The organism is Porticoccus sp. GXU_MW_L64, from assembly GCF_052983295.1.
Map to the genome: position 1 here is coordinate 38,915 of NZ_JBRKJK010000011.1, position 12,642 is coordinate 51,556.

The window sequence follows — 12,642 nt, forward strand, 5'->3', positions numbered from 1 at the left end:
GGAAAATAACCCGAACTTAAAGCAAAAAAGCAACAAATGAACAACCGGAGAGGTTACATGACAAAATTACGTACCTTGGCCGTAATAGCGCTGGCCATCGGTCTGGTCGCTTGCGATGACCAACAAGCCACCGTAGAGCCAGTGGCATCTCCCGACGCAACTACAGCAAGCAACCCTTTCTTTAGCGACTGGGGCACCCCCTTCGAAACCCCGGACTTTGACCGCATCAAACACGAGCATTACCTGCCTGCATTTGAAAAGGCCATGGCGGACCACAGCGCTGAAGTGCAGGCCATTATCGACAATCCGCAAGCGCCAACATTCGACAACACCATTGTAGCGCTGGAACGTTCGGGCCAATCACTCACCAACGTCAGCCGGGTGTTTTACGCCCTGGCCTCGGCGCACACCAACCCTGACATTCAAACGCTGTCGAAAGAACTTGCACCGAAAACCAGCAGCCACTCCGACAACATCAACCTGAACGCCGACCTGTTCGCCCGCGTGAAGGCGGTGTACGAACAGAAGGATGAGCTGGAGCTTAGCGTCGAACAGCGCCGCCTGCTGGACAAACGCTACAAAGGCTTTTTGCGCAGTGGCGCCAACCTGGTGGGTGAACAAAAAGAACAAATGCGCACCATCAACAAAGAGCTGTCTCTGTTGACGCTGCAATTCCGCGAAAACCTGCTGGCTGAAAGTAACGCCTTCCAACTGGTCATCGACAACAGCGACGACCTGGCCGGCCTGCCCAGCAGTGTTATTCAAGCCGCTGCACAAACCGCCACTGCCCGTGGCATGGAAGGCAAATGGGTGTTCACACTGGACAAACCCAGCATGATTCCCTTCCTGAGCTACGCGGAAAACCGCAACCTGCGGGAAAAACTCTACACCGGTTACATTACCCGTGGCGACCAGGGTAATGCCAACGACAGCAACGAGATTGTCGCCCGCATTGCCAACCTGCGCCTGCAAAAAGCCAACCTGCTGGGTTACGCCAACCACGCCGATTTTGTGCTGGAAGAAAACATGGCCAAAAACGCCGATGGCGTTTACGGCCTGTTAAACCAACTGTGGAAACCGGCACTGGCCACAGCCAAGCGCGAGCGCGAGGAAATGCAAGCGGTGATCGACGCCGAAGACGGCCACTTTAAACTGGCGTCCTGGGACTGGTGGTACTACGCAGAGAAACTGCGCAAAGAAAAATACAACCTGGACTCGGCAGAAATCAAACCCTACCTGCAACTGGACAACGTAGTGAATGGAGCATTCCATGTTGCCAATCAATTATGGGGGGTAGAGGTAACACCCATTGACGGTATATCCAAATACCAGCAAGACGTGCGCACCTACGAAGTCAAAGACAAAAACGGCAACCACCTGGGCATTTTCTACAGCGACTTTTTTCCTCGCGCCAGCAAGCGCGGCGGCGCCTGGATGACCAGCTTCCGCACCCAATCAAACATGGACAATAACTTTGTCACACCACTGGTTATGAACGTGGGCAATTACACCCCACCCATTGGCGACGACCCGGCGCTGCTGTCTTTTAACGACGTAACCACCATCTTCCACGAATTCGGCCACGCCCTGCACGGCTTACTGTCGAAAGCTCATTATCCCAGTCTGGCAGGCACCTCCACGCCACGGGACTATGTGGAATTCCCCGCCCAACTGTATGAACACTGGGCCGCTCACCCGGAAGTCATGAAGCAATACGCACGTCACTACAAGACCGGGGAAGCAATTCCCGACGAGCTGATTGCCAAAATGAAAAAAGCCAACACCTTCAACCAGGGGTTTAAAACCACCGAATACCTGGCCGCATCGCTGCTGGATATGGCGTGGCACAGTATTGACAGCGAAGTGACAGACACCCGCGCTTTTGAAACCGAGGTATTGGAAAAATACGGTTTGATTCCGGAAATTATCTCCCGCTATCGCAGCACCTACTTCGCCCATATTTTTGCCGGCGGCTACTCTGCAGGTTATTACTCCTACATCTGGTCGGAGGTGCTGGACAGTGACGGTTTTGAAGCCTTTAAAGAAACCGCTGTTTTCGATCAAGAAACCGCCCAGCGCTTGCTGAAACATGTGTACTCCACCGGCGGCACCGAAGACCCCAGCGAACTCTACCGCCGCTTCCGGGGCCGTGATCCGGTTATTGGCCCGCTGTTAAAAAGTCGTGGGTTTAGTGAGAAATAGTCATTGCGAGGAAGCCTGTCCTTTATAAAGGACAGGCAACCGCGGCAATCTTTAGCCAATCACTCCCCCCGGCTGGCAACGCTCCTTTGCGCCGAACGCTCTACCAGCGACATTTGCAAATCACGGCCAACCCGACCATCTACTACCAGGGTTTTTCCCTCTTCCACCAACAGTGAAATTCGGCTGAATTTACTGTCATTGGCCATTAACTCGTAGCGCCCCGGTTGCAGACGAAATTCCATTGTTTCGCCGTTGGACAGTTTGCCGATGCTCTTGCCGTTTAGAGTCAGGCGGTAATCCAGATAACTCAACATGGCTTTCTGGTGCGGGCGCTGAATGACCAGGTTGACCGCGTCTTCTGCGATGTTGGTTTGTTCTGCCTGTGCATATATACCAGTGGTGATCAGTACAAAAAAGAATAGTGTTTTCATGGCGATGCTCCTGTTGTTGGTTACAACTAACAGGCGCCAGAAACCATCGCGCAATGTGCCAGAAAAAATCTGGCAACGTTTTATTGGCCACACAAAAGTGGAGCATATTTTTGATCTATTTTGCTAGCTGCAGGTGCCAAAGAAAGCAATTAGACGGGAAGTTAATCGTCAATTGGCCGGCATTAATATTAACCCGGGTTCCGCTGCGCTCTACCCGGGCTACTGCAATCGCCACTGTTGAGGTTCTGGCGGCGAGTAACTGCAAAAAGTACCGGTAGAAATACTGCTTTTCAGATGCTCAGCCAACGCCGGGTGGCTGTCGGCGATTTATTGAATGCTGGACTTAATGCGCGCCGATTTCGACACCCGCCCGGGATTTTCCGCGCAGTAGACAATGGCCGGTGGCCCGGCGCAGGAATTGGCCAGCAAGGTGCACCGTTCTATGCTCAGGTGCTTGATCAGGCTGGCCAGCGTATCCGCTTCGCTGCGCAGGTTGAATTGCTGGCGCTGGCGATCACTCCGGCCGGTGCCGGGGCGATCAAAGCGCACTACGATAAAGTGCTGCGCCAGGGCGTTAAAAAATTCCTGAAAGCCCTCGTGCTGCCAATCCAGTTCCAGGTGACTGACCCACCAGGCGGGGCACACCAACCAGGGTTTGCCGCTGTCTTGCTCGCCTTGAACGGCATAAGCCACATTGTGGCTGTTGCTGTCCGTGAAAAAGCGAATTTTTGGGGCATTAGATTATTGACTCTGATGGGCACTTATTTCCACTTCCAATTTACGGCTGACCGCTTTTGGCGAGCCGGTATTACGAGCAAACAAGCGGTAGGCCAAAGGCACCACAAACAAGGTAAAGAAGGTAGCCACCGCAACACCGGAGATCACCACCACCCCCAGCACATAGCGGGTTTCGGCACCGGCACCGCTGGCCATCACCAGTGGGATGGCGCCAACAATGGTGGTAATGGCCGTCATCACAATGGGTCGTAGACGCACCTGACAGGCTTCGATCAGGGCATCTTCAAACCTCATTCCCTGGTCCCTTAGCTGATTGACGAACTCCACCAACAGAATGCCATTTTTGGCCGCCAGCCCCACCAGCATCAAAATACCGATCTGGCTGTAGAGATTGAGGGTCTGGCCGCTAAAGTACAATCCAGCCAGCGCACCCAGGACCGCCAGGGGAACCGCCAGCATAATCACTAGGGGATGGACAAAACTTTCGAACTGGGCCGCCAATACCAGAAATACAACCATCAGCGACAACACAAATACAAAGCCACCGGACTGTCCGGCACGGCGAAATTCCATGGAATCACCCTTGTAATCGACATTGACGCCAGCGGGCAAATGGTCGCGGGCGAGGCCGTCCATAAAGTCCAGCGCCGCCCCCAGACTGTAGCCATCTGCAAGATTGGCATCTAGGGTAATGGCCCGCAGTCGGTTGTAGCGATTGAGGGATTCGGCACCGGCCATTTCGCTGATGGTGACCAGGTTAGCCAGTGGAATCAGCTGTTCGCTGCGTTCCGCGCGCACAAAGATATTGGTCATATCCAGGGCGGTGCGCTGGTGAGATTTTTCACCTTCCAGGATCACATCGTACTGCTCGCCCTCGTACAAGAAAGTGGTGACCTTGCGAGATCCGAGAAAGGTTTCCAGGGTGCGGCTGATGTTGGCCACTGACACCCCCAGATCACCGGCCCGGTCGCGATCGATGGAAACTCTCAGTTGCGGCCGGGTTTCCTGGTAGTCGTGGCTTACGGAAGACAGATTGGGATTTTCGGCGATTTTGTCCAGCAGGGTATCCCGCCACTGGGCCAAGTCCTGATAGTTGCCACCACCAATCACAAAACTGAGCGGCTTGCGGGAGCCGGTGCGCAACCCCTGAGGCAATATCACCGGCGCCCGCACCCCGGAAATATCGGCAATGCGTTTGCGCACTTCGGTCCGCAACTCGGTCACGCCGGGACGCCCGGATGACCAGGTATCTGGCACCAGCACGATAAAGCCGCTGTTAAACGTGTCACCCTGGCCAAAATGCCGGGGGGCAGAAATCAACAGCCGCTTGATCACGCCGCTATCCACCATGGGCATCAGGCGCTCTTGTATCTGCTCCATGTACTGGCGGTTGTATTCGTAGGAGGTGCCCTCCGGCCCCTGAGCGAAGATCATCAACACGCCGCGATCTTCCCTGGGCACAAATTCCATGGGCACTTTTACATAGAACAGCCCGATCAGCCCCGCCAACAACAGATAGATCACCAGCATTCGCCGTGGACGGGCAATCACCGCAGTCAATGATCTTCGGTAAACCCGGGTCAAAGAGGAAAAACGCTGGCTGCCACTGCCATCGATAGCAGTGACTCCCTGCTTTTTGAGCAACTTGCTGCACAACACCGGGCACAGAGTCAGCGCCACCACACTGGACAATACCACCGCCGCCGTCAAGGTAACGGCGAATTCCCCAAACAGCCGCCCGGTACTGCCTTGGGAGAGGGTAATGGGAATAAACACCGCCACCAGCACCAGGGTAGTGGCAATTACTGCAAAGCCCACCTGACGGGTACCGCGATAGGCGGCCAGCAATGGTGGCTCCCCCTGGCGAATGCGGCGGTGAATATTCTCCAGTACCACAATACCGTCGTCCACCACCAAGCCAATGGCCAGTACCAGCGCCAGCAGGGTCAACAGGTTGAGGGTGTAACCAAAGGCATACAACACGATAAAGGTGGCAATAATCGACACCGGTACGGTGACTGTGGGTACCAAGGTGGCACGGCGATCCCCCAAAAATACCCAGATAACCACCACAACCATGAGGGCGGCTATCAGCAGGGTTCGGTATACCTCTTTGATGGCACTGTCCACAAAAGTAGAGCGATCATAGTTAACAGACAATTCCATATGAGACGGCAAGGCTTGCCGCAATTCATGGAGGCGGCTGTATACCCCCCTGGAAACATCCAGTGAGTTGGCAGTACTCTGGGGCACCACCCCCAAAGTGACAGTGGGCGTGCCATTGACACGGCTGAAACGGCGACCTTCTACCGGCGCCACTTCCACCCGGGCCACATCCCCCAAGCGCACCAGATAACCCTGCGAGCCCTGGCTGACAACCATCTCGGCAAAATCCCTGGCCGATTTGTAACTGCGTTCGATACGCACCGTAAAATCTCGCTGGGCGGATTCGATATTGCCAGCGGGCAGCTCGATGTTTTCCGCCCGCAGCGCGGTTTCGATATCCCTGACAGTGAGATTGCGGGCCGCCAGCTTTTGTCGGTCTAGCCAGATGCGCATGGAGTATTCCAGCTCGCCTATCAAACGCACCCGAGCCACCCCTCCCACCACAGACAAGCGATCCACCAGATAGCGGCGGGCGTAGTCGCTGAGCTCCAAGATGGACATTTCAGTACTGGTCAGACCAATGTACATCATGGTGCTGGAGGCGGCAGCCGCCTTGCTCACCTCCGGTGGAGAACTTTCTTCTGGCAGATTGCCGGCTATGCGAGACACCTGATCGCGCACGTCATTGGCTGCCTCATCGATGGGTCGGCCCGCCTGGAATTCAATATTGATGTCGGATCGGCCATCGCGACTGGTGGAGGTAATGGTGCGAATGCCCTCAATGCCGGCAATTCGGTCTTCAACCACCTTGGTGACACGAGTTTCCACCACCGCTGCCGAGGCGCCAGTATAATCTGTGCGTACCGACACTACCGGACGGTCCACGTTGGGATACTGACGCAGAGACAATCGCTCAAAGGAAACCAGCCCAAATACCACCAGCAAAATGCTGATCACCATAGCAAAGACTGGTCTGGAAACGGAGGTATCAGAAAGCCACACCGCCCTACTCCCCGGTTCCGAATGATTGGGAGTATTGGGAATTCGCCACTTGTTTGATGGCCACAGCGCTGCCGCTGCGAACCCGGTTGACTCCTTCCAGCACCACCTGCTCACCAAGCTTCAAACCCGCCAACACTTGCACCAGTCCGTACTCGCGGCCACCAATTTTCACATCCCGGCGCCTGGCCACTGTTTGTCCACTATCATTTGCCGATACCACCAACACAAAGTGACGATCCTGCAGTGACACCACGGTCACTTCCGGCAACACAATGGACAACTGTTGCTCTTTGACCAGTTCCACTTCCATCAACATACCCGGCTTCAGCAAGCCATCGGGATTGGGCAACTGGGCTCGCACCTGGATGGAGCGGCTCACCGGATCAATGCGGGAATCAATGGTGGTGACCTGGCCGCTAAACTGTTTATCCTTCAGCACCGCAGCAGTTACCTTAATGGGCATATCTTGCCGCAACACCGACAGGTAAGTGGCGGGTACGGAAAAGTCCAGTTTCATGGTAGTGATGTCGTCCAGGGTAACGATCAATGTGCCCGGCGACACCAGCGCACCGGGACTAACCCGGCGCAGCCCCAGCACACCGCTAAACGGAGCTTTCAAGGTGCGATCCTGGATACTGGCCTGCACCTCACGAATGCGCTGTCTGGCCGCATCCAGTTGAGTGCGACGGGCGTCCAGTACGTTCTGGGAAATGGAATTGCTCTGGAGCAATTTTTCCAGGTGTTTGGTTTCCCGCTGTTGATCAGCCAGCTCGATGTTGGCAAGAGACAGCTGCGCCTGTTCCTCCCCCTGCTCAAGAGTCACCAGCATATCGCCGCGCTCAACACGCTGGCCATCCTCAAAATGAATACTGGCGACTTTTTCGGAAACATTGGCGGTAATGGCCACCGACTCTCGGGAGGAAAGGGTTCCCAAAGCATGGGTTTTTAAACTGAACGGCCGCTGTTCGGCGGCCGTCACAGTCACCGGAACCGCCTTCGAAGATGCACGGGACTTGGTTTTGGCACCGCCACTCTGCCAGGGTTTCCAAACTACCACTGCGGCCACTACCGCCAGGGCAGCTAACATCATTATTGTTTTTTTCATGGCGCGACCTGAGAGCTGTTTCCTCCAAGATTAGCAGAGATGGGGAGCGTTAGCGCCGAAGGAATAAAAGATTGTGCAAAGCCATTGAGCGATATAGCTTCAAATCCGTTCCCGTTTTAAACGTATACCGTGCTCATCGCTGGCAATTTGTTCTTTGCGGTTCTCTGCATAAATTTCGTCGGCGCGGCGTTTGTCTACGGCTTTGTTTAACGCCTTCACCCGCTGATGGGCTTGCAGCCACAGTTGGTGGTGGTTTTGCAGAGTTTGTTGCGAAGTGGTAACTGCTTGTTCCTGCTGGCCAATGGCGTCATTGAGCTGGTTGAGAAAACTGTGAAAATCCGCCAGCTGGCGGGCATTGATGCCCTGGCCACCCAACAGTTGAAACTGCTGTTTGTACTCGTCCCGATACTGGCGCAACTGCACCAGTTGTTGTTGCTGTGTGTCTGCGTGGTGACGGCTCTGGGCCAGCTGTTGACCGCTTTGCTGTTCGCGGTTTTCCGCCACTTGGGAGATTTTTTGCAGACGTTGGGATTTTTTCATCAATGTTCTTTATTTATGTTTGACGTTCGATGTTGGACGTTTGACGAAATGAGTTCGGAGTAATCGTCAAACGTCGAACTTCCAACGTCAAACTTTCTTGGTTATTTCGTCATCCTGAGCGCAGCGAAGGATCTTGTCAGCCATGCACGGCAGAGATTCTTCGCTGCGCTCAGAATGACAACAACACTACAACTGCTGCTCCGCCACCTGTTGCCACTGGCTCGACAGTTGTTGCAGCTGCTGCTGGCTGTTAACCATACTCACCGGTTCATTGACTTCCTGTGTCAAGAAGGTTTCCAGCATGGGCTGGCAGCGAATGGCCTGGTCGATGCGGGGGTCGGAACCGGGTTGGTAAGCGCCCACGCTGATCAAATCCCGATTCTGTTCATAAGTAGAGTAGATGGCTTTAAAACGCCGCGCCAGTTGCAGGTTATTGGCATCGACAATACTGGGCATAATTCGGCTGATGGAAGCCTCTACATCAATGGCCGGGTAGCGGCCACTTTCGGCAATCTGGCGGCTGAGAACAATGTGGCCATCGAGAATGGCGCGGGCGGCATCCGCCACCGGATCGTTGTGATCGTCGCCATCCACCAGCACCGTATACACTGCCGTCATGGTGCCGCCGCTGGCGGTATTGCCGGCGCGCTCCACCAGTTGCGGCAGTTTGGCAAATACCGAGGGCGGGTAGCCTTTGGTGACTGGCGGCTCGCCAATAGCCAGGGCGATTTCCCGCTGAGCCTGAGCGAAGCGAGTGAGGGAGTCCATCAACAGCAGCACGTTTAAACCCTGGGCGCGATAGTATTCGGCAATGGCCGTGGCGCGCCAGGCGGCGTGCATGCGCATCAGCGGCGAATCGTCCGCCGGGGCTGCTACCACTACCGCCCGCTGCATACCCTGGGGGCCGAGAATTTCGGCGACAAATTCCTGCACCTCGCGGCCGCGTTCGCCAACCAGTCCCACCACCACCACATCCGCATTGGTGTAGCGGGTCATCATACCCAACAAAGTAGATTTACCCACACCGCTACCGGCAAACAGGCCGATGCGCTGGCCGCGCCCCAGGGTAAGCAGGGAATTAATGGCGCGAACTCCGGTATCCAGCGGCTCGCGAATGGGTTTGCGCTGCAGGGGGTTGGTGCTCTGGCCCAGCAGGGGCACGTGAATTTCACCGTCGATAGGGCCGTTGCCGTCGATGGGGTGGCCGGCACCATTCACTACTCGCCCCAGCAGGGCATCGCCCACAAATACTTCACTGGCCTGCCCCAGCGGAATCACCCGTGCGCCAGGGCGAATACCGCGAATATCACCGATGGGCATCAGGTACAAACGATCACCGGAAAAGCCCACCACCTCGGCAAAAATGTCGGCACCGTGCTCCACTGCCACCCGGCAACAGCTGCCGATGGGCGCCTGGCAGCCAGCGGCTTCCAGAGTGAGGCCCACCATGCGGATAAGCTCGCCTTCCACCAGCGGTTGAGGCGTGCGGATTTGCTGACGCAACTCCGCCAGCGAGCTGCTCCAACGGCCACTTCTGGCGGTATCGCTCACTGGTTTTCTCCGCCTTCGGGATGGAGGGCACGGTCCACATCGTCCACATCCACTTTCAGCATATCGGCAATCAGTTGGTTAAGGCGGGTGCGCAGGCTGGCGTCCACAAAAGTATTGTCGGCTTTGACAATCACATCGCCGCCTTTCAGCGCCGGGTCAGACACCAGGTGCCAGCTCTGCTCCGCGTCGGGGGATTTCAGGCTGTCCCCCACCAGGGCGGCGTCTTCCGGCGACAGGTGCACGTCCACCCGGCGGGCAGTGCTTTGCAGAATATTCACCGCCCCCTGCACTGTGTCATTGAGCACACCGGGGTCGGTGGCGATTTCACGTTGTACCAACTGTTCGGCCATGGCACCCGCCAGCAACACCAGTTCTTTTTCCACCTGCTGATCCAGTTGCTGCAACGGCTGACTGAGCCCCGCCATCAACTGCTTGAGGCGGGCGCACTGGGCTTCCAATTCTTCACGGCCGGAATTCATTCCCTCCCAACGGCCCATCTGGTAACCCTTGGCGTGAGCCTGCTGCTGAATGGCTTCCAGTTCTTCGGCGTTCACCGGCAGCTCGTCGTTGGCGGAGTCGCTGCCATCTACCGAGGGCGCTACCCAACGCTGAAAGTCACCGGTTTTGTCGGAAAGGATTTTGGACATTTGTTGCATTACTTTTGTTTTTGTCATTCTAAGCGCAGCGAAGAATCTCTTTGTGTGATTGCAGTACGAGATCCTTCGCTGCGCTCAGGATGACAACATTCTGTATCCTGTAGTGCGCAAAGCGCACGTGCGACTCATTCCAGCGAAGTGCAAACTGCCCACTGGCACCTACGGTTAAAAAACTTACCCAGGCACTTCATCCACCCAGCTTTTCACCACCTGGGCCACGCGTTTGGGATCTTCCCGGGCGATGGATTTGGCCATATCCAGTTGTTGTTCGTAGCTGATGGCGGGGCCACCGGGCAACTGCAGTACGCCGGTATTGCCGGTCAGAGTCACCTGGTCTTCCGCCAGTTGGCCACCCTGCAATTCACCGTTGGCAACCGCCAGCTGCTGAGCCTTGCCACCGCTCCCAGCCCCCTGTGCCAGGCTGCGCAATACCGGCTTGAGGACGCCAAAAATCAGAATCACCACCGCCAGAATACCCAACAGCTGCCTACCCCAGCTGGCATACATGGGATTCTGCAGCAACTCTTCCATAAAACTGGGTTCTGGTGCAGGCTCCAGCACTTCTTCCTGGCGGAAAGCGCTGTTGACAATATTGACGCTGTCGCCGCGAGCCTCGTTAAAGCCCACCGCTTCGCGCACCAACGCTTCGATACGGCTCATTTCTTCTTCCGGCAGGGGCACTTTTTCCACCGTGCCGTCATCGTTTATCTGGTCCCGATAATCCACCACCACCGCCACCGACAGGCGATTGATCTCACCGGGAGATCTGCGTTCGTGGCTGATGGTGCGATCCACTTCAAAATTACGAGTGGCGCTGCGGCTGCTGCTGGTTGGCTGGGCCGCTGCCGGGGTTTCAGCGGCCAGCAGCTCCTCGTCATCTTCCGGCGGCGTGTTGGATTCGGCACCGGGCACACCGCCGATACCGGTGTTGCCCACCCGGTTTTCTTCCAGGGTTTGTTCGCTGCGCACCGCGCGGTTGCCGGGGGCTGGGGAATACACTTCACTGGTTTCTTCCCGGTCGGTAAAGTCCATATCCACGCTCACCTGGGCGCTGACTTTTTCCGGCCCCAGCATGGGGGTCAATAACTCCACAATGCGCCGGGAGTAAGTGGCCTCCACATCGCGCACAAAACGAAACTGTTCAGAGCTGGCAGCCAGTTGGGAGTTGCCATTGCTGTTGGTGAGCAGGCGACCCTGTTGATCCACCACTGACACATTGTCCGATTCCATACCGGGAATACTGGAAGACACCAGGTGCACAATGCCCGCTACCTGGGCGTCGTTGAGTTTGCGGCCCGGGTACAGATTTACCAGTACAGAGGCGCTGGCCTGGTTGCTGCGGCGGGTAAACACTGTGCGCTTGGGTACTGCCAGATGCACTCGGGCCGTCTGCACACTGGCCAGGGTGGTGATGGATTGGCTTAACTCCCCTTCCAGAGCGCGGTTGTAGCGGGCCTTTTCCATAAAGCTGCTGGTACCAAAGGGCTGCTCTTGATCCAGCAATTCAAAACCGCCACCGGCTTCGCCACGGGGCACACCCTGGCTGGCCAGTTGCAGCCGCATGCGGTGCACCTCACCGGCGGGGATGGCCACAGTGTTGCCGTTGAGTTGGTAGGAAACCCCATTCTGCTCCAGCACCTGCACCACTTCGGCAGCGTCAGAGGATGACAGGCTGCCAAACAGCGGCACGTAATCCGGGCTCTGTGCCCAGTTGACCACCCACACCCCCAGGGCAACGCTGGCGGCCAGGCCCACCATCAGCCCCAATTGCCGCAGCAGTGGCAGGCGGCTGAAACCGCCAAATTGTTGTACCGCTTTTTCCGTATCTACGATTGCCATTTTTTCTTTTCGTTATTTGCTTTTGCGTTAATGGGTTGGACGTTCGATGTTGGACGTTTGACGAGGTGCCACAATCGGGCGATCGTCCAACGTCGAACCCCCAACGTCAAACAGCTCAAACCTGCATATTCATCACTTCCTGATACGCCGACAGCAGTCTGTTGCGCACCTGGGTCATTGCCTGGAACGACAGGCTGGCTTTTTGCAGGGCCACCATTACTTCCGGCAATTCCAGGTCCGGGTCGCCAGCGTCAAAGGCTTTTTTCATGGCACCGGCATCCATTTGTGTGTCACTCACCGACTGGATGCTGTCCGCCAGCATTTGGCCAAAGTCCGGCCTGTCGGCGCCTTCCAGCGGGGGCTGGCCAGCAGCGGGGGCCTGTTCCACCGCACCGCTTTGGGCGGCGTTGGCCAGCACCCGCATCTGCGCCAGCATTTGGTTCATATCTACATTGTTGTTCACTGTGAAGCC

At 56.3% G+C, this 12,642-nt stretch carries 10 protein-coding genes; 1 reads left to right on the forward strand and 9 read right to left on the reverse strand.

Translation table 11 applies throughout. From position 1 onward, the window contains the following. Positions 1 to 57 precede the first annotated feature (57 nt). On the forward strand, positions 58 to 2,202 hold the full coding sequence (locus ACVBEJ_RS10275; protein WP_447129539.1) for a M3 family metallopeptidase: 2,145 nt from the start codon (positions 58 to 60) through the stop codon (positions 2,200 to 2,202). 59 nt (positions 2,203 to 2,261) lie between these two features. On the opposite strand, the gene ACVBEJ_RS10280 is transcribed toward ACVBEJ_RS10275, so the two are convergent. The 9 genes from ACVBEJ_RS10280 to fliE form a co-directional block, all read right to left on the reverse strand. Further along, entirely contained in the window at positions 2,262 to 2,633 is a 372-nt protein-coding gene (locus ACVBEJ_RS10280) for a hypothetical protein (RefSeq protein ID WP_447129540.1), read from the reverse strand. A 327-nt stretch (positions 2,634 to 2,960) separates the two neighbouring features. After that, complete coding sequence (locus tag ACVBEJ_RS10285) at positions 2,961 to 3,326, reverse strand: alpha/beta fold hydrolase (RefSeq protein WP_447129541.1); 366 nt, start codon at positions 3,324 to 3,326, stop codon at positions 2,961 to 2,963. Between the two features lie 48 nt (positions 3,327 to 3,374). Then, entirely contained in the window at positions 3,375 to 6,479 is a 3,105-nt protein-coding gene (locus tag ACVBEJ_RS10290; RefSeq protein ID WP_447129542.1) for an efflux RND transporter permease subunit, read from the reverse strand. Positions 6,480 to 6,483: 4 nt separating this feature from the next. Beyond that, positions 6,484 to 7,584 carry an efflux RND transporter periplasmic adaptor subunit gene (locus ACVBEJ_RS10295; RefSeq protein ID WP_447129543.1) on the reverse strand — a complete coding sequence of 367 codons (1,101 nt, stop codon included), beginning with the start codon at positions 7,582 to 7,584 and terminating at the stop codon, positions 6,484 to 6,486. 99 nt (positions 7,585 to 7,683) lie between these two features. Then, a complete protein-coding gene (fliJ, locus tag ACVBEJ_RS10300) occupies positions 7,684 to 8,124 on the reverse strand; it encodes a flagellar export protein FliJ (RefSeq protein WP_447129544.1) in 441 nt (146 codons plus the stop codon). Positions 8,125 to 8,310: 186 nt separating this feature from the next. Then, positions 8,311 to 9,636 carry a flagellar protein export ATPase FliI gene (gene fliI / locus ACVBEJ_RS10305; protein ID WP_447129640.1) on the reverse strand — a complete coding sequence of 442 codons (1,326 nt, stop codon included), beginning with the start codon at positions 9,634 to 9,636 and terminating at the stop codon, positions 8,311 to 8,313. A gap of 35 nt (positions 9,637 to 9,671) precedes the next feature. Next, a complete protein-coding gene (locus ACVBEJ_RS10310) occupies positions 9,672 to 10,322 on the reverse strand; it encodes a FliH/SctL family protein (RefSeq protein ID WP_447129545.1) in 651 nt (216 codons plus the stop codon). A gap of 183 nt (positions 10,323 to 10,505) precedes the next feature. Next, on the reverse strand, positions 10,506 to 12,170 hold the full coding sequence (fliF, locus tag ACVBEJ_RS10315) for a flagellar basal-body MS-ring/collar protein FliF (RefSeq protein WP_447129546.1): 1,665 nt from the start codon (positions 12,168 to 12,170) through the stop codon (positions 10,506 to 10,508). Between the two features lie 115 nt (positions 12,171 to 12,285). After that, a complete protein-coding gene (gene fliE / locus ACVBEJ_RS10320) occupies positions 12,286 to 12,633 on the reverse strand; it encodes a flagellar hook-basal body complex protein FliE (RefSeq protein ID WP_447129547.1) in 348 nt (115 codons plus the stop codon). Positions 12,634 to 12,642: the final 9 nt, after the last annotated feature.

Excerpts from the sequence above, each read along its gene's own strand:
- ACVBEJ_RS10275 (WP_447129539.1), top strand. The coding sequence starts at position 58 with ATGACAAAATTACGTACCTTGGCCGTAATAGCGCTGGCCATCGGTCTG.
- ACVBEJ_RS10295 (WP_447129543.1), bottom strand. The coding sequence starts at position 7,584 with ATGAAAAAAACAATAATGATGTTAGCTGCCCTGGCGGTAGTGGCCGCA.
- ACVBEJ_RS10310 (WP_447129545.1), bottom strand. The coding sequence starts at position 10,322 with ATGTCCAAAATCCTTTCCGACAAAACCGGTGACTTTCAGCGTTGGGTA.
- fliF (WP_447129546.1), bottom strand. The coding sequence starts at position 12,170 with ATGGCAATCGTAGATACGGAAAAAGCGGTACAACAATTTGGCGGTTTC.
- ACVBEJ_RS10280 (WP_447129540.1), bottom strand. The coding sequence starts at position 2,633 with ATGAAAACACTATTCTTTTTTGTACTGATCACCACTGGTATATATGCA.
- fliJ (WP_447129544.1), bottom strand. The coding sequence starts at position 8,124 with ATGAAAAAATCCCAACGTCTGCAAAAAATCTCCCAAGTGGCGGAAAAC.